A 22,778-nucleotide genomic window follows, 5' to 3' on the forward strand; every position below is an offset into this window, starting at 1 on the left:
CCGCCGGCGAGGTCGTGCGGCGCGGCGGCGGCCGGCGCGGCGCTGCCCTCGGCGAGCTGCGCCGCGTCGGCGAGGCGGCAGCCGTTGCCGAGCACGGAGGCGGCCTGCACCAGCGCCCTGGCCGCGGGCGTGCACGCGGCGAGCGCGCGGCCGATCTCGGCGATCACGACGGCCGGCGCCGGAAGCGGGGCCTCGGGATCGGACGGGACGTGCGCGGCGAGCGCGCGGACGTGGCCCGGGAGTCCGCCCGTGTGCTCCCACAGGCGGCGGGCAGGGCCGTCGGCGAGGCCGGTCAGCGCGCGCACGTCGGCCTGGGTCAGCGGCGCCAGCGTCAGTCGGGTGTCGGCCAGGCGGGCGAGGCCGCGCAGGTCCGCGCCCGGGCGGGACGCGACGATCGTGAGCAGCGGCTCGTCGACGAGCCGGCGCAGCGCGAACACGAGCGCGTCGATCGACTCGGGGTCGGCCCACTGGGCGTCGTCGAGCACGAGGACGCCGGAGCGGACGGTGTCGAGCTCGCCGCCCGCGCGCCGGCGCAGCACGTCGAGGACGCCGTGCGGGATGTGGGTCTCGGTCGGCTCGCCGCTCACGCGCAGCACGCGGGTTGCGCGCGCACCCGCGAGCCAGTGGTCGATCAGCGCCGTCTTGCCGCCGCCCGCGGGCGCCTCTACCAGCACGACCCGCGGGCAGGCAGCGGCCCGGGCAGCGTCGAGCGCCCGCAACTCCGCGTCGCGTCCGGTGAGCGTCACCACGGTCGCGCCAACTATCCCGTACGCCGCAACCCCTATGCGAGCCGGGAAAAGTGTGGGGAAATCATTGATGCGTCAGTTTCGCTCGACCAGTAGACACACGTGCTGGTTCGATCGGTTCGGTTGCGTTAGGCGAGCAAACCGATCAAATGCGAGCGAGGAGAGCAATGCGAGTGAGGAGAGCGGCCGTCGCAGTGTGCGCGGCCTTGGCGGTGAGCGCCGCGCCCGCGTACGGGGCGAGCGTCCAGGTCACCGGTTTGGAGACCAACGCGGCGGCGACGCCGCTGGGCATCGACGACGCGACGCCGGAGCTGCGCTGGCGGCTGGAGAGCGCGGATCGCGGCGTCAAGCCGACGAGCTACCGCGTCGTCGTGGCCACCACCGCCGCGAAGGCCGCGGCCGGCGACGGAGACGTGTGGGACTCGGGCACCGTGGCGTCATCGGCGTTGAGCACGGACTACGCCGGCCCGGCGCTCAAGTCGCGCACGCGCTACTTCTGGTCGGTCAAGGCGGCCGGCTCGGACTGGGCGCCCGCAACCTGGTTCGAGACCGCGTACCTCACCCCCGCGGAGTGGAAGGGCACGTGGATCAGCGGCCCGGCGCGCACGCCCGCGCACCTCACCAACGCCGAGGCGAGCGCGGACGACGCCTGCTGCCTGCAGGGCAACACGACGCTCACGCAGGCCGCCGCGGCCGGGGACAAGGTCCTGCGGATCGCGTCCAACGTCGGCTTCGCCCCGGGCAAGACGATCACCGTCGGTGACGAATCGGTCACGCTCGAGGCTGTCGGCACGGGCGCCGGTTCGACCACCACCGCAGCACCGGTCGCCGCCGGCGACACCAACGTCAAGGTGGTCTCCGTCAACAACTTCGCGCCCGGCGCGCAGCTCACGATCGGCAGCCAGACCGTGACGGTCACCGAGGTCGGCACGGCCGCGGGCAACGCGACCACGCTGTTCGCGCCCGTCGCAGCCGGCGCCACCAACGTCAAGGTCACGAGCACGAACGGGTTCGCCGTCGGCGCCGCCGCCCTGATCGACGGCGAGGTGCGCACGGTGACGGCCGTCGGCACGCAGGGCCGCGCGACGACGCTCGCGGCGGCCGTGCCCGCCGGTGCCACCAACATCCGCGTGGCGAGCGTCCAGGGCTGGAACGCCGGTGACACCGTCGTCCTCGGCAGCGAGTCCTACACGGTCGCGACCGTCGGCTCGGCCGGCGCCGAGGGCAGCGGCGTCACGCTCACCGCGCCGACCACGGCCGAGTACGCCAACGGCGCCGCCGTACGCATGCTCGGCACGGGCATCACGCTCAGCGCGCCGCTCACCTCCGCCCACGCCCAGGGCGCCGCCACGCGCGGCCTCGGCACCGGCATCACGGTCAGCCCCGCGCTCAACGCCGCCGACGCCGGCGCCACGGTCACCACGCCCGGCACGGGCCTCGCCCTCACCGCCGGGCTGACCAAGGCGCACGCGAGCGGCACCGCCGTCGTCGGCCCCGCGCCGACCGACTGGTGCCGCCCGTCCAACGGCGCCACGCTCTCAGGCACCTGCAAGGAGATCCGCCCGGTCCCGTACCTGCGCAAGGCGTTCACCGTCTCCTCCGAGCACGGCGCCGTCACCAAGGCCCGCGTCTACGCGTCCGGCCTCGGCTGGAACGACATGACGCTCAACGGCACCAAGACCTCCGAGCGCACGTTCCTGGACCCGGGCTTCACCAGCTACGACAAGACCGTCTTCTACACGACCGACGACGTCACCGGCCTCGTCAAGCCGGGCGAGAACGTGCTCGCCACCCAGCTCGGCTCCGGCCAGTACGACAACGAGACGACGTCCGGCAACTGGGGCTGGTCGAGCGCCGAGTGGCGCGCCAACCCGACGCTCAAGGCCGACCTCGTCATCACGTTCGCGGACGGCACCGAGCAGGTCATCAAGTCCGACGAGACGTGGAAGACCAGCGACGCGGGGCCGATCCGCTACGACAACCACTATCTGGGCGAGACCTACGACGCTCGCAAGGAGATCAGCGGCTGGTCGGCCCCCGGCTTCGACGCGTCCAACTGGGCCGACGCCCGCACCGTCCCCGGCCCGACGGGCAAGCTGATCGCCCAGGAGCTCGAGCGCACGTCGCTGATCGCGAACCACCCCGCGGGCACGCGCTCCGAGCCCCGTCCCGGCGTGATCCTCTACGACACCGGCCAGCAGTACGCGGGCTGGGCGACGACCACCGTCACCGGCGCCCCCGCGGGCACCGTGATCCAGATCCGCTACGCCGAGAAGCTCGGCACGGACGGGCTGGTCTCGATCTCCGGCTACGCGCCCGCCGGCCAGATCCAGACGGACTACTACATCTCCAAGGGCCCGCAGGCCCAGACCTGGACGCCGCGCTTCACCTACAAGGGCTTCCAGTGGGTGCAGATCAGCGCCGTCGGCGGCACCGCGCTGCCCGACGGCGTCAACGTCACCGTCGACTCGGTGCAGGAGATCCGCGAGCCGCTGGCGCCGACCGGCGTCTTCAGCTCCTCCAGCGACCTCGTGAACCTGATCGAGCGCAACATCCGCTCCTCGATCGCCGAGAACTACGTGTCCGGCGTCATCACCGACACGCCCACCTACGAGAAGAACGGCTGGGCCGGTGACGCGCAGCTGTCGGCGCCGATCGCGTCGCTGCAGTTCGACACCGAGCGCCACTTCGAGAAGTCCTCGATCGACATGGTCGACGACCAGCGCGAGTCGGGTGAGGTCCCGCTCGTGTCGCCGGGCACCAAGAACTACGGCTACGAGGGCGGCCCGGCGTTCAAGCCCGCGAACGCCGCCGCGACCCCGATCTGGGACGCGTACTGGTTCGTCGTCCCGTGGGAGGGCTACCTGCGCTACGGCGACAAGGAGTCGCTCGCGCGCACCTATCCGGGCATGCGCCAGTACCTGCTCAACTGGCTCACGAAGTGGTTCTCCTCCGACGGGGACCAGTACGCGTACACGCTCAGCTCCGGCCTGGGCGACTGGTGCGTCCCGACCGGCGCGGACGCCCCGCTGGGCGCCGGCACGCGCTTCAACACGCCGACGATCATCGCCCCGTCCTCGACCGCGTACGTCGCCTACATGGCGAAGATCGCGGCCGACTCGGCACGCGCGCTGGGCAAGGATCCGGCCGAGCTGGACGCGCTGTACGAGAACGTCAAGGACGACTTCAACGCGAAGTGGTGGGACGCGTCGGTCGGCTACTACCGCGAGAACGGGACGCAGCCGCTGGTGCAGTCGATGCAGGTGCTGCCGCTGGCGTTCGGGCTCGTCCCGCCGGAGCGCCGCCGCGCGCTGCAGGAGAAGCTCGTCTACGACGTGCTGGTCACCCGTGAGGGGCACCAGATGACGGGCATCGCGGGCGCGCGCTGGATCTACCCGGTGCTGCAGGAGGCCGCCGAGGAGGGCGTGCCGGATGCGGCCAAGGCGGCGTACACGATCGCGCAGCAGACGACCTACCCGTCCTACGGCCGCTGGGCGGTGGAGCTGGGGTGGACGTCGCTGGGCGAGTACTGGGAGCAGTCGAGCCGCACGCGCAATCACCACATGTTCGGCTCGATCGGGCAGTGGTTCTACGAAGGCCTGGTGGGCATGAAGCCGACCAAGCCGGCGTACGAGCAGATCGAGTTCAAGCCGCTGATCGCCGACGACGCGAAGCTCAACCAGGCGTCGGCGTCCTACGAGTCCGTGCGCGGCACCGTCGCCTCCTCGTGGAAGAAGACGGCCGGCGGCCTGCAGCTGAACGTGAAGGTGCCGGCGGGCGCGACGGGCCGCGTGTACGTGCCCGCGACCGATCCGGCCAAGGTCGGCGAGGTCGGCTCGGGCACGCCGCTGGTGGCCTCTGAGGCGCCGGGCGTCGACCTGGTCGGCATCTCGGGCTCGCACGTGGTCTACGAGGTCGGCTCGGGCGCCTACGCGTTCCGCACCGGGCCGGGTGAGTTCGCCGCCACGTCGGTGGACGGCAGGGTCGGCGGCACCGTCCCGGCGACGCTCGCGCTGACGCTGGACGGGGCGGCGACGTTCGATCCGTTCATCCCGGGCACGGCCAGGGACTACACGGCGAAGACGTTCGCGAACGTCATCTCCACCGCCGGCAACGCGACGCTCTCGGTCAGCGATCCCGGCCGCATGACCAACGGCGCGTTCACGCTCGCCGAGCCGCTGCGCGTGGCGTTCTCGAAGTCGTCGTGGACCGCGCCGGTCTCCAACGAGAAGGTCGACGTCGAGTTCAAGCAGCTCATCAAGGCCAACGACCCGCTGCGCACGGGGACGTACAGCAAGACGCTGACGTTCACGCTGTCGACGACGCAGCCCTAGTCGCCACCTGCACCGGCGGCCACGTCCATTGCCAGACGTGGCCGCCGGGCGGGCGGGTGAAGCGGATCGTGCCGCGCGTGCCCTCGACGGTCACGCGCGACCACGGCGCACCCGTGCGCAGCTGCTCGGCCAGCACGAGGATCGCGTCGTAGCCCTCGAGGGCGACGAACGAGGGCGCGCCGCCCAGGGCGGCCTCGACGCGGTCCCCGAGCGGCGTGAGCCGGTCGGCGCGGTAGCGCAGGAACGGGATGGCGGCGCCCCACTCGGCCAGCTCCGGCTGGCCGGCGGGCGCGCCGATCAGGATGCCGGAGAGGCGCGAATCTTCTCGGATGGCCGTGACCAGTGGCTCGGCGTCGCCGACCAGCAGCAGGACGGCGGTGGCGCCGGACTCGCCGAGCGCGTCGAGGTCCAGCTCGATGACGGTGCCGCCGCGCGCGGCGAGGTGCTCGCGCAGGATGCGGGTTCCGGCGGCCCAATAGACGCTCGGCTCGGCGATGACGGCGATTCGGCGGTGGCCCGCGGCGAGCAGGAAGTCGGCGTAGATGCGCCAGCCGTGCGACTGCGCCGGCGCGAGGCGCGCGACGTGGTCGGTCGGGTGATCGGTGAGCGCGTCGATGACCGCCGAGGAGCACAGGAACGGGAGGCCGCGGGCGTCGGCGCGGGCGGCGGCCGCGCGGGCGACGACGCTGTGGAACTCGCCCGCGACGGCCGCGAGGCCCAGGTCGGCGAACTCGTCGACGGCCGCCGCGGCGCGGGCGGGGTCGCCGGCGGTGTCGCGCACCACGAGCTGCACTTCGAGCTCGCGCGCGGCCAGCTCGAGCCCGGTGAGCAGGTGCCGGCCGTGCTCGGCCCAGCCTGGGGGAGAGAGGGGAACCAGCGCGCCGATCATGCCCGGCGATGGTCGTGGACGCCGTGTCGATCCACCAGTGCCCTGGCGGTCGACGCTCGTCAAGATCCGGCCGACTCGCCGATCCTGACGCCGCGCAGCGCGATGCGCATCAGTGCTGGGCGCGGCGCGCGCGGTAGGCGGCGACCGCGTTGCGGTTCGCGCAGATCGTGCTGCAGTAGCGGCGCGAGCGGTTGCGCGAGAGGTCGAGGACCAGGCACTCGCACTCGCCGTCGATGCACACCGAGAGCCGTGAGAGCTCGTCGGCGCGGATGACGTCGATCATCGCCATCGCGGCCTCGACGGCGATGCGGCGGTCCAGCGGCGCGTCGGAGGAGATCGCGTGGATGTGCCAGTCCAGGCCGTCGTGGCGGCGCAGCTGCGGGACGGCCTGGGCGTCGGCGAGCAGCGTGTTGACCAGCTCGGCGGCGTCGTCGCGCTCAGCCGTGAGCAGCTCCCGCAGGACGGGGCGCAGCGCGCGCATCGCCGCCAGCTCGGCCGCGTCGCCGTCGTGGCGGCCGGTGAACTCGTGTCGCTTGTAGAAGGCGTCGAGCTGGGCGAGGTCCGTGAGCGTGTCCGGCGGCTCGGCGCTGTTGACGAGCGCGACGGCGGCCCGCAACGACAGCTCGGTGTCATTGACAAACAGCACGTTGACATCTTACAGGCATCTGAGTAGTGTCATTTGCCATGGAGTCGGTGACGAATGACAGGCGCGCGGATCTCGGCGTCGGACTGCTGTTCGCGATCGCCTCGGCCGCGGCCTTCGGCCTGTCCGGCCCGCTGGCGCGCGGGTTGCTCGACGCCGGCTGGTCGGCGGGCGCGGTCGTGCTCGCCCGGCTGTTGATCGGTGCGCTGGTCGTGACGCCGTTCGCGCTGCGCGCGCTGCGCGGCCGCATGGACGCCCTGCGCCGCAACGCCGGGCTGATCCTGATCTTCGGCGCGGTGCCGGTCGCGGGCACGCAGTTCGCGTACTTCTCGGCCGTCCAGCGGATGGACGTCGGACCCGCGTTGCTGATCGAGTACACCGCCCCGGCGGCCGTCGTGCTCTGGCTGTGGCTGCGCCACGGCGAGCGTCCCGGCCCACTCACCGTCGCGGGCGCGGGGATCGCGGCGCTCGGCCTCGTGCTCGTCCTCGACCTGCTCTCGGGCGCCGACCTCGCGCCCGCCGGCGTGGCCTGGGCGCTGCTGGCGATGGCGGGCGTCGTCTCCTACTTCGTGCTCGCCGCCAAGCCGCGCGAGGACCTCCCGCCGGTCGCGCTGGCCGGCGCCGGCCTGCTCACCGGCGCGGTCATGCTGGCCGCGCTCGGCGCGATCGGGCTGCTGCCGATGGACGCGACCACCGCCGCGCCCGAGTACGCGGGCGCCACCGTCCCTTACTGGCTGTCGCTGGCCGGCCTCGGCGTCGTCACGGCCGGCTTCTCCTACTGCACCGGGATCGTGGCGAGCGTGCGCCTCGGCTCGCGCCTGGCCTCGTTCGTCGCGCTGCTGGAGGTCGTCGCGGGCGTCGTCTTCGCCTGGCTGCTGCTCGACCAGATCCCGGGCGCGCTCCAGCTCGCCGGCGGCGCGCTGATCCTCGCGGGCGTGATCGTCGTCAAGCTCGGCGAGCGCCCGCCCGCGCCCAGGCCCCACACGCGGCTGGCCGCCGCCGAGGCGTGATCAGTAGGACCGCGGCAGCCCGAGGACCTTCGTCGCCACGAACGCGCTGATGAGGTTGTCGTTGACCGGAGCGACCCGGTACAGGCGCGTCTCGCGGAACTTGCGCTCGACGTCGTAGGCGTCGACGAAGCCGTTGCCGCCGTGCGTGTCGAGGCAGACGTTCGCGGCCGCCCAGCTGGCGTCCGAGCTCAGCCGCTTGGCCATGTTGGCCTCGGCGCCGCACGGCTCGTGCGCGTCGAACCTCCGCGCCGCCTCGTAGCGCATCAGGTCGGCCGCGCGGACCTGCATGTAGGCGTTCGCGATCGGGAACTGGACGCCCTGGTTGACGCCGATCGGGCGGCCGAAGACCTCGCGCGCGTTCGCGTACCGCACCGCGCGCTCGGTGAACCAGTAGCCGTCGCCGATCGCCTCGGCGGCGAGCAGGATGCGCTCGGCGTTCCAGCCGTCGAGCACGTAGCGGAAGCCACGGCCCTCCTCGCCGATCAGGCTCGACGCGGGCACGCGCAGGCCGTAGAAGCGGACCTGGTTGGTGGCGTAGTTGAACATCGTGCGCACCGGCTCGACCTCGAGCGCCTCGGGCTGGTGCTCGCGCACGGCCCGTAGGTCGATCAGCAGCAGGCTCAGCCCTTCGCCGCGCGCGCCCTCGCCGGTCCGCGCCAGGAGCAGCAACAGGTCGGACTGCTCGATCCGGCTCGTCCAGTTCTTGGCGCCATCGATGACGTACTCGTCGCCCTCGCGGCGCGCCGACGTCACGATCTGCGTCGTGTCCGAGCCCGCCTGGGCCTCGGTGATCGAGAACGCCTGCAGGCGCAGCGCCCCGCTCGCGATCGCGGGCAGGTGGGTCTGCTTCTGCGCCTCGCTGCCGTGGCGCAGCACGGCGCCCATCGTGTACATCTGCGCGTGGCAGGCGGCGGAATGCCCGCCGGAGCGGTTGATCTCCTCCATGATCACGCTCGCCTCGCTGACTCCGAGGCCGAGGCCGCCGTACGCGGTGGGGATCAGGGCGCCGAGCAGGCCGGACGCGGTCAGTGCGTCCACGAACGCCTGCGGGTACTCGCGCGCCTGGTCGCGCTCGCGCCAGTACGCGTCCGGAAATTCGGCGCACAGCTCGCGGACCCGGGTCCGCAGCTCGGGATACGGCTGGTCGTGGGTCATGTGAGCGTGGCGCGGGCGGTCTGGCGCCCGCCGAGGTCGCGGACGCTGGCGTGGCGGTCGGCGAAGCCGACGACGAGCCCCTGGTGCTCGAAGAGCGGCGCGACGAGGCGGTACTCGCAGACCGTCGCCGCCATGCCCCGGGCCCGCGCGAGCTCGGCCATCGCGAGCGCCTGGAGCGGACCGTGCGTGACGAGCCCGGGGTGGCCCTCGATCTCGCGCGCATAGTCGCGGTCGTAATGGATGCGGTGCCCGTTGTAGGTGAGCGCCGAGAAGCGGAACAGCAGCGGCGGCGTGATCTCGATCGCCCACTCGTCGCCGGCCACGGGCACCGGCTCCAGCGGCTCGGCGACCACCGGCTCGCTCGGCAGGTCGCGGTAGACGATGTCCTGGCGCTCCTCGACCACGAGCGCACCGCGCTGGAAGACCTGCTGGCGCACGGTGTTGAACGTCAGCCGCCCACTGCGGCCGTGCTTCTCCACGGTGTCGACGACGTCGGCGCGGCGCTCCGCGGGCTCGTCGAAGCGCAACGGCGCGAGCGCCTCCACCCGCCCGCCGGCGAACATCCGCCGCCGCCCCGGCTCCACGCCGGCCGCGCGGTGGCCGTCGCGGCCGAGCTCGGCCTGGGCGGGACGGTCGAGCAGGTAGACCCAGTGCCAGAACAGCGGCAGCTCGTCCTCGGGCACCGGCACGCCGAGCAGGCCGGCGAGCGCCTCGGCCGGCCCGCGCTGGATGAGCTCACTCATGGCCACATTGTTCTTGACCGCGGGTTGACCTGCGCGTGACGGACGCTTGACGCGCGCCGCCGACAGCAAACCCATGGCGCAATTCGATTCGACGCCCGAGCCGCTGCTGATCCGCAGCAGCGCCGGCATCTACGCGGCCGCCGCGGCGCTCGTCGTGATCGAGCGGACGCTGCCCGGCGGCCCGGCCATCTCGCTCGCCCCGGCGCTCGCCGCGCTGCTGGTGGCCGGCGCGGTGCTGCTTGCCGGCCCGCGGCTGCCGCGCCCGGCGCTGGTGGCGCTTACTCCGCTCGGCACTGCGCTGATCGCGTACGGGCTGGCGACGAGCTCCGGCTACACCGACGCCGCGATCCTCTACTCCTGGCCGACGCTGTGGGTCGCGTACTTCTACGGCACCCGCGCGACCGTGCTCTCCGTCGCCGGCACCGCGGTCGCGCACGCCGTCGCCCTGGACGCGATGCCCGCCGGGCTCGGCTCGGTCGACCGCTGGATCGACGTGGTGGTGTCCGTCGCGATCATCGCGGGCGTCGTGCGCGTGCTCGTGCACCGCCGCGACCAGCTGGTGGAGCAGCTGCGGGCGGAGGCGCGCAAGGACCCGCTGACCGGGCTCCTGAACCGGCGCGGGCTCGACGAGCGGCTCGAGATCGAGCTTCAGCGCGCCCGCCGCGAGCGCCGTCCGCTCGCCGCCGTCGCGCTCGACATCGATCGCTTCAAGGACATCAACGACGAGCACGGGCACGAGACGGGCGACCGCGTGCTGGTACGGGTCGCGGACACGCTGCGTGGGGAGAGCCGCGCGAGCGACCTGGTCGCGCGGCTCGGCGGCGACGAGTTCCTCGCCGTCCTGCCCGCGGCCGACCCCGCCACCGCCCGCGCGTACGCCGACCGGGTGCGCGGGGCGCTGCGCGAGGACGCGCGCACGCCGCCGGTCGCGGTCAGCGCCGGGGTGGCGGTCACGGCCGGGCCGTCGTCGGCCGACGCGCTCGCCGAGGCCGCCGACGCTGCGCTCTACGACGCCAAGCGCGCAGGTCGCGACACGACCCGGGTCGCCGTCTAGGCCCCGAGCTCGCGCAGCAGGGTCGTCATCGCCAGCTGGATGGCCTCCTCGAGCGGGAGGTGGCCGCCGACCACGTGGATTGCGAGCCCGTCGAGCATGAACAGCATCCGCCGCGCGAAGGCCGCGACATCCTCGGGTGCGCGGAACGGCTCGACCGTCGCGACGAGGTCCGCGTGCCAGCCCGCGTGCGCGGCCTCGCCGACCTCCGCGAACGCGCTGTGGGCCGTGGAGCGCAGCCACCCCTCGACCCACAGCTTCCACGCGGGATCGTGGCGGTCGTCGGGCAGGTACTCGGTGACGAACGCCCGCAACCGGTCGACCGGATCGGGGATCGCGCGCAGGCGCTCGGCACGCCCCTCGGCCAGCGTCTTCTCCACGTGGGCGGCGGCCGCGACCAGCACGTCGTCGCGGGAGGCGAAGTAGTAGAGGACGTGGTTGGCGCGCATGCCGGCTCGCTCGGCGATCGTCCCGAGCGGGATGTCCGCCACGGACGAGCCGCGGATCGCCTCCAACGTTCCCTCGATGATCTGCCGGCGCCGATCCACGGCGCGCAGGCTAGACAACCGTCACGCGCTGAACCCGGCGGAGAGCAGCCACAGGCCGAGGCTCGTGAACACGACCATCAGCCCCAGCATCGCCATCTGCGAGCGGGCGGCGGCGCGGGCGTCGCCGTAGACCTCGAGCGCGCGGTCGTGAGCGAGCACGAGCGCCGCCACGTGCCCCGCGACGAGCGCGATGATCTGCACCCACCAGATCAGGTCCGTGCTGAGCGCGGCGTAGTCGATCTGCGCCGCCGCGCCGCCGAACAGGTCGGCGCCGGCGCCGAGCGGGTCGTTGGCGAGCGGCCACAGCGCCTGCCCGCCGACGACCGCGAGCGAGAAGTAGTGGGCGACGAGGTAGCCCGCGGCGATCGGGATCAGCGTGTGCGTGAACGCGCGCGCGTGCCGGCGAACCGGGGCGATGCCGGCCAGCCAGATCGCGACGACGATCGCGACGCACAGCGCGAGCAGGACGACGCGGCCGGTCTCCAGCGCGAGGTCGCTCGGCAGCCCGAGGCTCACGCCGACGTCCTCCAGTGCCTCCGTGAGCGGTCGCAACGCGGCGGCCTCGCGCGCGCCGTCGAACGCCGTCGAGCCGATCGCCACCAGCAGCAGCGCGACCGTGCCCGCGACGCGTGCGTCCACCCGCCCGCGTGCGCCGAAGAGCCCGAACAGCACGCCGAACGCGTCGCCGTGACGCAGCCACGGCTCGACGCCGAACAGGCTCATCCCGACGAGCATCGCGACGAAGTAGACGAGCATCAGGATCGCGAGCGCGCGCGGTTCGCCGGCGGCCGTCCAGCACAGCTCGCAGACCGCGAACGCGAACAAGCCGACGGCGGCGGGAAGGCGGCCGAGGCGCTCCGGGTAGGCCAGGGGGTCCGAGGCGAGCCCGAGCCGCCCGCCCACCCAACCCGCCGCTCGGCCCACGGCGCGCCACGGGCTCACGTACTTGAACACGTCACCCAGCAGCAGCGAGGCGAACGCGAGCCCGACCCAGAACCCGACGTAGACCGCGGTGGGGGCGAGGTTCTCGTTCGGGAGCGCGGTGCCGGCCAACCCGGCGTACGCGACCACCGCGAACGCGGCGACGCCCGCGAAGCCGAGCGCGACCTCGAGCGGACGTGGAAGCGAGCCGGTGGCGGGACGCTGCCACGCGCGCAGCCGCGGGCGCGTCCAGCCGAACGCGAGCACGCCGAACGAGAGCACGAGCACGAACGCCGCGGCGGCGGCCGCCACGGTCATCGGGATCGGGACGTCCGCACCGGCGGCGATGCCGTGGGCCAAGAGTCCGGTCATAGCGTCACCTCCACCCGCCCGACGATCCGGTCGGTGGGTACAAAGCCGTGTGTCGAGGCGTCGGCGAGCCCGCTCGAGTCGAACGAGCGGACGCGGTCGTCACCCATCATCCAGTAGCTGCCGTCGGGCACGACGACGTCGAACGCGAGCGGGAACGGGCGCCGCGACGCGTACGGCTCGGCGAGCGGCCGGCCGTTGAGCACCAGCGCGCCGTCGGGCGCGCAGCACACCACGCGGTCGCCGCCCACGCCGATCACGCGCTTGACGATCAGCGTGTCGTGCGTGATCGCTCCCCGGCTGCGGGCCGAGGCCTCGGCCCAGCCGCCGGGATCCTCGAAGACCGCGACGTCGCCGCGCCGCAACGGCACGATCTCCGGGACGAGCTTGTTGACCAGCACGCGGTCCCCGACCGCCAGCTCGGGCTGCATCGACGGTGTGACCACCGTGAGCAGGCCGATCGTCCGCAGCGCGACGACGACGATCAGCGCGACGCCGACGGCGCCGCCGAGCAGGCGGGTGCGGGGACGCGTGCGGGTCACGGACCTACTTGACCTTCAGCGTCTTGGCCTTGGTCGAGGCGGCCCAGGTCGTGGTCGAGCCGAGGTAGCTCGCCGTGACCTTGTAGGCGCCCGCCCTCAGCTTCGGCAGTGCGGCGGTCGCCTTGCCCTGCTTGAGGGTCAGGGTCTTCACCGTCTTGCCGTTGACCTTGAGCGCGACCTTGCCCGCGGCGGCCTTGCCACCCGTCAGCACGGTCACGCTCGCCTTGCCGTTGGCCAGCTTGAGCGCGACCGAGGCCGTCGCCTTGCGAGCCGCGGTCGGGCCGACCTGCAGCGTGGCGGTCGCCTCACCCGTCTCCGCCGCCGCGCTCGTGCGCGTCGCGGGAGCCGGGGGAGGCGTGGTGGTCGCCGTGGGCGTGGCCGTCGCCCCCGGCGTGGTCGTCGGCGTCGCCATCGTGGTGGGCGTCGCCGTGGCGGTCGACGTCGCCGTCGCCGTCGCGGTGGCCGTCGCGGTCGCGGTGGCCGTCGCGGTCGCCGTGGCCGTAGCCGTCGCGCTCGGCGTCGGGGTCGGCGCCGCCGGCATGTTGCGGCCGTTCCACGCGGAGCGGACGGCCGGCGCCTGCGAGTTGTTGGAGTGCCAGTCGCGCGGGTAGAGGCTGAAGCCCTGCCAGTGGATCGGCATCGGGCTCTGGTCCTCGTCACGCGGCACGTGGTGGAAGCCCACGTTCACCCAGGCGACCGGGTTGGTGAGGTTCTCGCCGTCCAGGTAGTCGAGCGTGGTCTTGTCGCCGCAGCCTGCGACCGCGGTCATGTTCCGCATCGGGAACTGCTCGCACGCGCGGTACTGGGAGAACGCGAGCTCGTACTTGAGGTGCGGGTACGACGAGTACGGGTCGTTCTTGCCGTACACGAACTCGTACGAGCGCGGATGGTTGTCCGCGTTCAGGCTCGCCGGCGCGAGCACCCGGAACCAGCGCCGGTTGCTCAGGTTCAGCGCCTTCTCGGTCGGCAGGTCGGTCTTGGTCGTGTTGTAGATCGCCGACTGCGAGCCGCGCTGGCCCGTGGGCGCCGTGTCCCACTGCTCGGCCTTCATCTGCGCCTGCCCGTCGAGCCCGAAGTCCACCCGCCAGACCGCCGAGTGGTAGTGGTTCATCAGGAAGTCGGCCTCGCCCGTGCCGACCGGCCAGCCGTTCTGGTAGCCCTCGCCGAACGGGATCGCTTCACCCGTCGCGCCGAGGTTGGCGTCGATCTGGCCGTCGTCGTGGAACGAGTAGCGCATCTCGTACTCGTAGTTGCCGATCGCGGCCGTCGCGGAGACGATCAGGTCGGTGCCCTGCTTGGCCAGGATCTGGCTGTTGGAGCGGTACTGCGAGCGGTACGCGGTGCCCGTGTCGTCCTCGCGGATGCACAGCGCCGGGCGCACCTCCTCGCGGTAGACGCTCGTCGACGTCTCCCAGTTGACGGTCGCGTTGCGCAGCTCGCCGTCCGGGCACTCGCTGACGTCGAGGCCCTTGAGGTAGTTGCCGCCGAAGCCGTACTGGAGCACGTCGTCGTACTCGATCGCGCCGTTGTCGTACGGCACGTTCATCTGCACGGTGTTGATCGCGTCCAGGATCAGCTTGGGCGCGGTGTCCTTCGGGCCCTGGAACGCGACCTTGGAGATCACCAGGCCCTTGAGCGAGTGGTGACCCCAGCACATCTCCCACTTGGCTCCGTTGCGGAGCTTGTAGGAGATCAGCGACTCGCCGGAGCAGAACGCCGCGGTCGGCGTCGTCGTCTGCGCGCTCGCGCCCGGCGCTCCGGCCAGCGCAACGCCGGGCGCCACCGACGCGGCGGCCCCGGACCTCCCCGCCCTCCCGGCCTGATCCCCCCCCTCTTGGCCGCGGCGGGGTGGGGCACCCCGACCAGCATGATCAGGCCCCGACCGTCCTCGGTGCGGATCTGGAAGAAGACGCAGCGGTGCTCGCCGCACTGCTCGCCGCCTTCGCTCTTCTCGTCGGCGACCCAGGCGCCGCCGGCGTAGTCCAGCTGGTCCGGGCTCGTCAGCGCGACGCCCGTCGTGGCCTTGTAGTCGTCCTTGAGCGCCTGGCCCTCCGGGTCGGCCAGCAGGCGCACCATGGCGGTGTCGACCTCACGCTTGGACGGCGGCAGCTGCACACCCTTCGCGCGCTTGGTGTCCACGGCGCCCGACTGCAGGTCGACGACCTGCGTGACGAGCTCGTCGGTCGCATAGTCGTACGAGTTGACCGTGACCGCGCGCTTGGGCGCCTCCGCGTCGCTCTCGGCCAGATCGGTCGACAGGTACTGCAGGCCGGCGGAGCCGTCGACGCGCTCGCCGCCGGTGCCGGCCGCGGTGAGCGCGAGCCCGCGCGCGTAGCCGACCTCCTCGCCGCTGAGCGGGTCCAGCGGCTTGCCGATCGCTTTCGGCTTCTCGGTCGGCATGCCCTCGGGCAGCGGCGTCTGCGGCTTCGCGAGCGCCTCCTCGACCGGCACCTCGGGCTCGGCCTGCGCGCTCGCCGGGCCGCTCTGGCCGCTCACCGCGCCGCCCGTCGCGAGCAGCGCCGCCACGAGCCCCACGGTCGCCGCCAAGCCGACCATCACGGCCAGCACTGAGCGACGGGAGAGCCATGCCGCGGCCCTCCCGTCTGATGGGTCCTTCATCCCCTCATCCCTCGCTGAAGAACGCTCCGCGCCGCCCTCTCGTGCGCGGATGCGCTGGCGCCGCACACGGCGCCTGAAAGCGATTCAAGGAGAGTTCAACGCGTTTCGATACCGCCCAGCGGGAGTGAAGAGGTCGCCGCGCTTTCGACCGCTGGTACAGGGAGCTTCAGCGTTGCTGTCCGTAGCGTTCGGCGGCATCGACCAGTCGGCTATTTCGGGGATGAGCGACGGCCTCATCCGATCGCTCGTGGACAGCGCCGCGACGCTCGTGTTCGTCAAGGACCCCGACGGGCGGTACCTGTTCGTCAACCGGCGCTTCGAGGCCCGGTTCGGGCTCGCGCCGGGCGAGGCCGTGGGCTGCACGGACTTCGACCTGTTCCCGCACGCGGCGGCCGCGGCGTATACGGGCAACGACCGCGCCGTGCTGCGCTCCGGACGCGCGCTCGAGGTCGAGGAGCCGACCGAGGCCGGCGACGGGCGGTGGCTCTCCAACAAGTTCCCGCTGCTGGACGAGGGCGGCGCGGTGTACGCGCTCGGCGGCATCGCCAGCGACATCAGCGCCAGGACCGGGCGGCTGTTGCACGTCAGCCACGAGCTGCGGACGCCACTGAACGCGATCCTCGGCTTCGGGCAGCTGCTGGCGCTGGAGCCGCTACCCGCGACGGCTCAGTCGAACGTGGACCGGATCCTGCACGCGGGCCGGCATCTGCTCGCGGTCGTCGAGGACGTGTTGGAAGCGCCGCGCGTCGCGATCGAGCCCGTGCACGCGCCCGAGCCGCTGGCCGAGGCGCTCGAGCTGGTGCGCCCGCTCGCGCGTGAGCGCGGCATCGAGCTCTCCGCCGACCTCCACGGCGGGATGCACCGGTGGTGCGCGGCCGATCGCCGGCGGCTGGCCCAGGCGCTGCTGAACCTGCTCGCCAACGCGGTCAAGTACAACCGGCGCGGCGGGGTCGTGCGGGTGACGATGCGCGTGAGCGGTGGGACGCTGCGCTACCTGGTGACGGACACGGGGCCGGGGCTCGATCCCGCGCAGCAGCGACGCGTGTTCGAGCCGTTCGCGCGGCTGGCGCCCGACGATGAGGGCACAGGGCTCGGCCTGCCGCTCTCGCGGTCACTCGTCGAGGCGATGGGCGGGCGGCTCGGCATCCAGCACTCGGCGCCGGGGGAGGGCTCGACGTTCCTCGTCGAGCTGCCGCTGGTCGCCGCACCGCCCGCTGCGACCGACGCGGGCGTTGCCGGCGACCTCCCGCCGCTGAAGGTGCTGTACGTCGACGATGACCGTTCCAGCCTCGAGCTCGTGCGCGACCTCCTCACGACCGCGGAGCTGACTCCCGCGATGGAGGGCGCCATCGTCGTCGACCGGGCCGCGCGGCACCGGCCCGACGTGATCCTGCTCGACCTGCACCTGCCCGACGTCGCGGGGGAGGAGGTGCTGCGCCGGCTGCGGGCCGACCCGCGCACGCGCGCGATCCCGGTCGTGGTGCTGAGCGCCGACGCGACGCCTCCGCGGCTGGACGTCGAGGGGTACGTCACCAAGCCGCTGGACGTCGGGGCGTTGGTCGACGCGGTGCGGGCGGCGCTGAAGGCGTGACGCGCGTGACCGTGCTCGTCGCCGAGGACCACCCGGTGTTCCGGGAAGGGCTGACGCGCGCGATCGCGCAGCGCCCGGACCTGTCGCTCATCGCGGCCGTCGACGACGGCCGCCGGGCGCTCGACGACATCCACGATCTCGCGCCCGCGGTCGCCGTGCTCGACCTCGGCCTGCCCGGCCTCGACGGGCTGACCGTGATCGAGACGATCGCGCGCGAGCGCCTGGCCACGCGCTGCGTCGTCGTGTCCGCACTCGATGACAGCGCCACCGTCTACCGCGCGATCGCCGCCGGCGCCCGCGGCTACGTCCCCAAGACGGTCGCGAGCGCCGACATCTGCGACGCGATCGAGCGCGTCGCGCGCGGCCAGACCGTCCTGCGCCCTGAGGTCCAGGACGGCCTCGCCGACGAGATTCGCCTGCGCCGCGAGCGCGGCGACGAGGGGCCGGTCCTCACCCCGCGCGAGGCGCAGATCGTCCGGTTGGCGGCCGACGGCTACGCGAACGCCGAGATCGCCCGCGAGCTGCACGTGAGCACCGCGACGATCAAGACCCACCTGCAGCACATCTTCGAGAAGCTCGAGGTCTCCGACCGCGCCGCCGCGGTCGCCAAGGCGATCCGCCGCGGCCTGATCCCCTGACCTCTACGGTTGTCGGCTCGCATGCCGCGCCTGACCGTCACTCCCACGTTCGTTGCGGCCATGGCGGTGATCGGCCTGCTCGCCGGCCGCCACGCCCGCGAGACCGAGGTCGTCGACGCGCCCGAGGTGCCGAGCCTTCCGAGCACGCCCACGCCGGAGGAGATGAGCGCGTGGCTGGACGTGGTCAACGACTTCGACTACCCGAGGTACGCCATGCCGTGGGGGTGGGTGCTCGTGGCGGGCGTCGGCGCCGCGCTGATCTTCGCGCTCTCGATCGTGGCACACGAGCTCGGGCACCTGGTCGTCGCCAAGCTCGCGGCCGCCGACGTCACGGGGCTCACGCTGCACGCGGCCGGCGGGTTCGTGGAGCTCGCGCACGACGGGCGGCTGAGCCGCGCGGAGTTCTCCCTGATCGTCGTGGCCGGGCCGCTGGTCACCGCCATCCTCGCCGCCGCCGGTTGGGTGCTCATGGGCGTCGAGTGGCCAGACGGCCCGGGCGGCATCGTCGCCGACGATCTGGTCCCGTTCCTGGTGTGGACGAACGCGCTGGCGCTCGTGGTCAACCTGCTGCCGATTCGCGGGCTCGACGGCTGGCTCCTGCTGCGCGGCGCGGTCCGATAGGCGGTGGCCGTCTTGGAACCTAGGTCGGCCAGCGCTCGCTCGGTTTCAGTGGCATGCAGGACAGGAAGAGCGGGGCTCGCGGGTCACGATTCAATTGGTTGTGGAGCAAGGCGGTCAGCTCGTCGGCGGCACGCGCGACATCGCTCTCGGCGAGCGACACCGTCCATTCGTCGTCATCGCGCGGGGTTTCGGGCGACAAGATCATCTCCCCGTCGCGCACGAACGCCCACGCCCAGGTCTCGGCCGGCTGCCCTCCCTCGATTGAGAGCTTCCCGCGGCCCACGTGGGCGAGCGCGCGAAGCGCGAAGCCGATGTGCGCGGCGTGCGACGCCTCCAGTGCAGGCGGATCGACATCGCCGATGAGTCCCGGATGGACCAGGACCTCGACCAGCTCGGCGTCCGCACGAACGCCCAGCCCTTCGCGCAAGGCGTGGTCGAGCGTCTCGGAGCTCGCGCGCGCGGAATAGGAGATGCCGACCGGTTTGGCCCAAGCGTCGACGACGTGAACGAAGCCGTGGTCGCGCAGCCACGCTTCGCCGCTCCTGCGCCGGCCGCGATGCCGCCACCCGCCACCGGGCTCGCCGACGCGCAGTTCCAAGGACCCGTCGACGGCGGCGCAGATCGCGCACCACTGGTCCTCGTTGTCTGCTGCCGCGAGCATCACGGTCCCGCGCAGGTCGACGGCGCGCTTCACCGCTCGCTCGATTGCTGCGACGCTCACCGTACGGCTGCTACCCGCAAGAGCGGGCCACCGCTCCCCTGGGTTCGCGCGGCGTCGCGGCGGGTGGCGGAACCACACGCGCGGTCGCCATCCGCGTGCCGCGCAGCGGTTAGAGTCGCGCCGACATGAGGAACGCATAGTGCTGGTGGGCTTGGTGCTCGCCGCGGCGACGATGGGCGGCGCGCCGGCGGTGGCGGCGGAGTCAGTCACGGTGGGTACGACCGAGCCGGCTGTGGCGCTCGATCCCGCCGGCGCCTACGAGCTCGGCTCTCAGCAGCTGATCGGCAACGTGTTCCAGACCCTGCTGAGCGTCCCGCCCGGGGGCCATCGGCCCAAGCCGGACGCCGCCCGCCGCTGCGCCTTCCGGAGCGCGAAGACGTACGTCTGCAGGTTGCGCGGCGGGCTGCGGTTCTCCAACGGCGACCGGCTCACCGCAGCCGACGTGAAGTTCTCGCTCGACCGGGTGATCAACATCGCCGACCCGACCGGGCCGTCCACGCTGCTCAGCAACCTCAGGCACGTCGACGCCGAAGGCCAGACGGTCACGATGCACCTGCGCCGCGCGGACGCCACGTGGCCGTCCGTGCTCAGCCACACCGTCGGTGCGATCGTCCCGCGGCGGGTGTTCCCGGCCCGCCGCCTGCTCGCCGACCGCAAGGTGATCGGCTCCGGGCCGTACAAGCTGGACCGCTACATCCCCGATCGGCAGGCCGTGCTGTCGCGCAACGCGCGCTACTCGGGCTCCACGAAGCCGAAGACCAAGACGGTCACGGTGACCTACTTCCCAACCGGCGCCGCGCTGAAGACGGCGATCGAGCAGGGCGCCGTCGACATCGCCTTCCGCGGGTTCGCCGCGGCCGAGATCGCCGCCCTCCGTGCCCAGCCCGCAGTGCAGGTGCTGGAGGGACCCGGGGCCGAGATCCACTACCTCGTGTTCGACCTCGCCAAGGTGCCGAACGTCCTTGTCCGCCAGGCGGTCGCGCAGGTGGTCGACCGGTCCGCGCTCGCGAGCGCGGCGTACGCCGACACGGTCACGCCACTGCCTTCGATGGTTCCGGCGGCTGTCCCGGGGTCCAAGCCGTCGTTTCAGGCCATGTACGGAGCGCCCGACGCGGAGAAGGCGCGGAGGCTGCTCGCGGCCGCGGGCCTCACCCCGCCGGTCGCGCTCGACGCCTGGTACACGCCCTCCCGCTACGGTCCCGAGGAGCAGGCCGGCATGGCCGAGATCCGCCGTCAGCTCGAGGCCACCGGCCTGTTCACGGTCACACTCGGCGCGACGCAGTGGGACGCGTTCAAAGAGGACGCGTTCTCCCGCCACCGGTACTCGAGCTACGCCCTCGGCTGGTTCCCCGACTACCTGGACGCCGACAACTTCCTCAGCCGTTCCTGCGCGACGGCGGCTTCCTGGCCAACGGCTACGAGAACGCGACCGTCAACCGCAACCTCGACCTACAACTGCGAACCACCCGCGAGACGGCGCGACTGCAGATCATCGGCGAGCTCCAGGACGCCGTCGCCCGCGACGTCCCGCTGCTGCCGCTCTGGGAACGCAAGCAGATCGCGGTGGTCCGGCCGGGCGTTGCAGGAGTCCGGGAGAGCTTCGACGCCTCGCTCCAGCTGCGGTTCTCGCTCCTGTCGAAGCCCTAGCGAGTTGGGAGGCAGCTGTCGGTCACGGCGCCGGACGCTTGCCGGGGGAGACCACGCCGCATTCGTAGGCGATGATCACGGCGTGGATCCGGTCGCGTGCGTTGAGCTTGTTCAGCACGTTGCGGACGTGACTTTTCACGGTCGTGTCCTCGACGGTCAGCGCGGCGGCGATCTCACGGTTGGAGCGCCCCTGGGCGATGAGCAGGAACACCTCGAGCTCGCGTGGCGTGAGGTCGGCCAGCCGGGTATCCGGGGAGGAGCCCACGATCGGCTGCTCGATCACCCGCTCGATCACGCGTCGTGTCACCGCGGGTGAGAGCAGCGCGTCGCCGAGGGCGACGACATGGATCGCACGCAGCAGATCCTCGGGGGTGCTGCGCTTGAGCAGGAAGCCGCTGGCGCCGGCGCGCAGTGCGCCGACGACGTACTCGTCCTCGTCGAAGGTCGTGAGCATGAGCACGCGAGCGTCGGGCACCCGTGCGATCAGCTCGCGGGTCGCGGTGATGCCGTCCATCTGGGGCATTCGGACGTCCATCAGCACGACGTCGGGGTGCTGGTGTGGCGCGCGGCGCAGTGCGATGTCGCCGTCCTCGGCCTCGGCGACGACCTCGAGCGTCGGGTCGCTGGAGAGGATCAGGCGCAGGCCGCGGCGGACGAGGTCGTCGTCGTCGACCAGCATCACGCGGATCGGACCGTTCGCTTCGGTCACGGCGCGCTTCGGCGGTAGGGCAGCGCGGCGCGGACCTCGAAGCGGTCCCCGACGCGGCGAGCGTCGAGCGTGCCGCCGAGCAGAGCGGCACGCTCTCGCATGCCGGTCAGGCCGTGGCCGCCCTCGGCTCGCGCCGTCGCGCCGGCGGCGACGGGGTTGGAGACGGTGAGCGCGAGCACGCCGTCGCGGCACTCGAGCGTCAGCTCGGCGGCGCCGGTTCCGTGGCGCGCGGCGTTGGTCATCGCCTCCTGAGCGATGCGATAGGCGGCGCGATCGATCGGTGGCGGCAGTCGCAGCTCCGGGCTCGTGCGGTCGCGCAGCGAGAAGTCGAGCCCGGCGGCCCGGTGGCGCTCGACGAGCGCGGCGATCCGGTCGATGCCGGGCAGCGGCTCCAGGTCGGCCGGCGCGCCGTTGCGCAGTCCGCCCAGGATCGCGTCGAGGTCCTGCATGCTCTCGCGCGCGAGCGCCTCGATGGTCGCGATCGCCTCGCGGCTGCGCTCCGGCTGGCTGTCCTGGACGAGCCGCGCCGCTCCGGCTTGGATGAGGATCGAGTTGATCGCGTGTCCGGCCGAGTCGTGCAACTCGCGAGCGATCCGCGTTCGCTCCTCGGCGACCGCGAGGCGCTGCTCGCGCGCAACACGCTCGCGCTCCTGCGCGGCGCGCTGCCGTGTGAGCCGGCGGCGATCGCCGACGATCCAGCCGCCCGCCCACAGCAGCGCGGTGATCGCGTACTCGCCCGGCTCGGGGTCGAAGCGAGCCCAGGCCAGGGCGACGAACGCGGCGAAGCCGACGACGCAGACGATCAGGATCGAGACGGCGTCCTGTCTGCGGTGGCGCTCGGCGAGTGTGGCGAGGATGATCGCCGGAGCGAGCACGGTCAGCGCCGCGTAGTCGAGCGCGACGAGCACTACCGTGCCGGCGAGGACCGCCACCAGCGCCGCGCGCGGCGTCCGGTGACGCGCCAGCAGCGGGAGCGTGGCGAGCAGGCAGACCGCGACGCCGACCACGTCGGCTTCGCGCGCGTCGCCGGCCTTCGCGCCGAACGCCTGGCTGGCCATCTGCACGACCGAGAACGCGAGTACGGCAGCCGTCAGCGCGATGTCGAGCGCGAGTTGGCGCGAGCTCGGCGCGGGGCTGGTCGTGGACACGAGGCGAAGGCTAGTGCTGTCCCGGCGGCCCGGATACCTCCCGCGGCAGGAGGCGTCTCCTCCCACGGGAGGAGACCGAGGATCCGTCGAGCGGACGTTTCGCGCGGACTGGAGCCGATCTAGCTTCGCCGAT

Annotated in this window: 18 protein-coding genes and 2 pseudogenes; 7 read left to right on the forward strand and 13 right to left on the reverse strand. The window is 72.7% G+C overall.

Features of this window, described 5'->3' with window-relative positions; genetic code table 11:
* Positions 1-749, reverse strand: a pseudogene (locus tag OJ962_RS30350) (helix-turn-helix transcriptional regulator); the annotation flags it as partial.
* Between the two features lie 170 nt (positions 750-919).
* Between OJ962_RS30350 and OJ962_RS30355 the strand changes: the two are divergent.
* A complete protein-coding gene (locus tag OJ962_RS30355) occupies positions 920-5,080 on the forward strand; it encodes a family 78 glycoside hydrolase catalytic domain (protein ID WP_202958388.1) in 4,161 nt (1,386 codons plus the stop codon).
* Here OJ962_RS30355 and OJ962_RS30360 read toward each other — a convergent pair.
* Positions 5,055-5,969, reverse strand: a complete 915-nt coding sequence (locus OJ962_RS30360; protein WP_202958389.1) for an ABC transporter substrate-binding protein — start codon at positions 5,967-5,969, stop codon at positions 5,055-5,057. The genes OJ962_RS30355 and OJ962_RS30360 overlap by 26 nt on opposite strands.
* Before the next feature lie 109 nt (positions 5,970-6,078).
* A complete protein-coding gene (locus tag OJ962_RS30365) occupies positions 6,079-6,615 on the reverse strand; it encodes a CGNR zinc finger domain-containing protein (RefSeq protein WP_202958390.1) in 537 nt (178 codons plus the stop codon).
* 38 nt (positions 6,616-6,653) lie between these two features.
* Between OJ962_RS30365 and OJ962_RS30370 the strand changes: the two genes are divergently transcribed.
* A complete protein-coding gene (locus tag OJ962_RS30370; RefSeq protein ID WP_238932614.1) occupies positions 6,654-7,622 on the forward strand; it encodes an EamA family transporter in 969 nt (322 codons plus the stop codon).
* On the opposite strand, the gene OJ962_RS30375 is transcribed toward OJ962_RS30370, so the two are convergent.
* Positions 7,623-8,777, reverse strand: a complete 1,155-nt coding sequence (locus OJ962_RS30375; protein WP_202958392.1) for an acyl-CoA dehydrogenase family protein — start codon at positions 8,775-8,777, stop codon at positions 7,623-7,625.
* The gene (locus tag OJ962_RS30380; protein WP_202958393.1) at positions 8,774-9,520 is read right to left on the reverse strand and encodes a hypothetical protein; all 747 of its coding nucleotides are present in this window, start codon (positions 9,518-9,520) and stop codon (positions 8,774-8,776) included. The genes OJ962_RS30375 and OJ962_RS30380 overlap by 4 nt, the downstream gene beginning before the upstream one ends.
* A 73-nt stretch (positions 9,521-9,593) precedes the next feature.
* Between OJ962_RS30380 and OJ962_RS30385 the strand changes: the two genes are divergently transcribed.
* Positions 9,594-10,574 (forward strand): GGDEF domain-containing protein, encoded by a 981-nt coding sequence (locus tag OJ962_RS30385; protein ID WP_202958394.1) that lies wholly within the window; start codon positions 9,594-9,596, stop codon positions 10,572-10,574.
* On the opposite strand, the gene OJ962_RS30390 is transcribed toward OJ962_RS30385, so the two are convergent.
* Genes OJ962_RS30390 through OJ962_RS30410 form a run of 5 tightly spaced genes read right to left on the reverse strand, consistent with a single transcriptional unit; the run spans position 10,571 to position 15,519 of the window.
* A complete protein-coding gene (locus OJ962_RS30390) occupies positions 10,571-11,119 on the reverse strand; it encodes a TetR/AcrR family transcriptional regulator (RefSeq protein WP_202958395.1) in 549 nt (182 codons plus the stop codon). The genes OJ962_RS30385 and OJ962_RS30390 overlap by 4 nt on opposite strands.
* Positions 11,120-11,140: 21 nt before the next feature.
* Entirely contained in the window at positions 11,141-12,412 is a 1,272-nt protein-coding gene (locus OJ962_RS30395; RefSeq protein ID WP_202958396.1) for a fenitrothion hydrolase, read from the reverse strand.
* Positions 12,409-12,951, reverse strand: coding sequence for a signal peptidase I (gene lepB, locus OJ962_RS30400; protein ID WP_202958397.1), 543 nt, complete (start codon positions 12,949-12,951; stop codon positions 12,409-12,411). Before lepB ends, OJ962_RS30395 begins: the two co-directional genes overlap by 4 nt.
* Positions 12,952-12,955: 4 nt before the next feature.
* Positions 12,956-14,734 carry a copper amine oxidase gene (locus OJ962_RS30405; RefSeq protein ID WP_270006813.1) on the reverse strand — a complete coding sequence of 593 codons (1,779 nt, stop codon included), beginning with the start codon at positions 14,732-14,734 and terminating at the stop codon, positions 12,956-12,958.
* A complete protein-coding gene (locus tag OJ962_RS30410; RefSeq protein WP_270006814.1) occupies positions 14,644-15,519 on the reverse strand; it encodes a hypothetical protein in 876 nt (291 codons plus the stop codon). The genes OJ962_RS30405 and OJ962_RS30410 overlap by 91 nt, the downstream gene beginning before the upstream one ends.
* A 271-nt stretch (positions 15,520-15,790) precedes the next feature.
* Here OJ962_RS30410 and OJ962_RS30415 point away from each other — a divergent pair, with 271 nt between their 5' ends.
* Genes OJ962_RS30415 through OJ962_RS30425 form a run of 3 tightly spaced genes read left to right on the forward strand, consistent with a single transcriptional unit; the run spans position 15,791 to position 18,420 of the window.
* Positions 15,791-17,161: a PAS domain-containing sensor histidine kinase gene (locus tag OJ962_RS30415; protein WP_202958400.1), complete on the forward strand. Its 1,371-nt coding sequence runs from the start codon at positions 15,791-15,793 to the stop codon at positions 17,159-17,161.
* Between the two features lie 5 nt (positions 17,162-17,166).
* A complete protein-coding gene (locus tag OJ962_RS30420; RefSeq protein WP_270006815.1) occupies positions 17,167-17,799 on the forward strand; it encodes a response regulator in 633 nt (210 codons plus the stop codon).
* Positions 17,800-17,820: 21 nt separating this feature from the next.
* On the forward strand, positions 17,821-18,420 hold the full coding sequence (locus OJ962_RS30425; RefSeq protein WP_202958402.1) for a site-2 protease family protein: 600 nt from the start codon (positions 17,821-17,823) through the stop codon (positions 18,418-18,420).
* Positions 18,421-18,439: 19 nt separating this feature from the next.
* Here OJ962_RS30425 and OJ962_RS30430 read toward each other — a convergent pair whose 3' ends face one another.
* Positions 18,440-19,141 (reverse strand): hypothetical protein, encoded by a 702-nt coding sequence (locus OJ962_RS30430; RefSeq protein WP_202958403.1) that lies wholly within the window; start codon positions 19,139-19,141, stop codon positions 18,440-18,442.
* A gap of 172 nt (positions 19,142-19,313) precedes the next feature.
* Between OJ962_RS30430 and OJ962_RS30435 the strand changes: the two are divergent.
* Positions 19,314-20,522: pseudogene (locus tag OJ962_RS30435) on the forward strand (ABC transporter substrate-binding protein); the annotation flags it as partial.
* A gap of 288 nt (positions 20,523-20,810) precedes the next feature.
* Here the strand turns inward: OJ962_RS30435 and OJ962_RS30440 are convergent.
* The gene (locus OJ962_RS30440) at positions 20,811-21,497 is read right to left on the reverse strand and encodes a response regulator transcription factor (RefSeq protein ID WP_322101347.1); all 687 of its coding nucleotides are present in this window, start codon (positions 21,495-21,497) and stop codon (positions 20,811-20,813) included.
* Positions 21,494-22,645, reverse strand: a complete 1,152-nt coding sequence (locus OJ962_RS30445) for a histidine kinase (protein ID WP_202958404.1) — start codon at positions 22,643-22,645, stop codon at positions 21,494-21,496. The genes OJ962_RS30440 and OJ962_RS30445 overlap by 4 nt, the downstream gene beginning before the upstream one ends.
* Positions 22,646-22,778 lie beyond the last annotated feature (133 nt).

Origin of the sequence: Solirubrobacter deserti (assembly GCF_027587175.1) — a bacterium.
Lineage (GTDB): Bacteria > Actinomycetota > Thermoleophilia > Solirubrobacterales > Solirubrobacteraceae > Solirubrobacter > Solirubrobacter deserti.

Bases quoted from the DNA above. Each gene is read 5' to 3' on its own strand.
- OJ962_RS30360 (WP_202958389.1), bottom strand. From the start codon at position 5,969: ATGATCGGCGCGCTGGTTCCCCTCTCTCCCCCAGGCTGGGCCGAGCAC.
- OJ962_RS30370 (WP_238932614.1), top strand. From the start codon at position 6,654: ATGGAGTCGGTGACGAATGACAGGCGCGCGGATCTCGGCGTCGGACTG.
- OJ962_RS30375 (WP_202958392.1), bottom strand. From the start codon at position 8,777: ATGACCCACGACCAGCCGTATCCCGAGCTGCGGACCCGGGTCCGCGAG.
- OJ962_RS30380 (WP_202958393.1), bottom strand. From the start codon at position 9,520: ATGAGTGAGCTCATCCAGCGCGGGCCGGCCGAGGCGCTCGCCGGCCTG.
- OJ962_RS30385 (WP_202958394.1), top strand. From the start codon at position 9,594: ATGGCGCAATTCGATTCGACGCCCGAGCCGCTGCTGATCCGCAGCAGC.
- OJ962_RS30395 (WP_202958396.1), bottom strand. From the start codon at position 12,412: ATGACCGGACTCTTGGCCCACGGCATCGCCGCCGGTGCGGACGTCCCG.
- OJ962_RS30415 (WP_202958400.1), top strand. From the start codon at position 15,791: ATGAGCGACGGCCTCATCCGATCGCTCGTGGACAGCGCCGCGACGCTC.
- OJ962_RS30425 (WP_202958402.1), top strand. From the start codon at position 17,821: ATGCCGCGCCTGACCGTCACTCCCACGTTCGTTGCGGCCATGGCGGTG.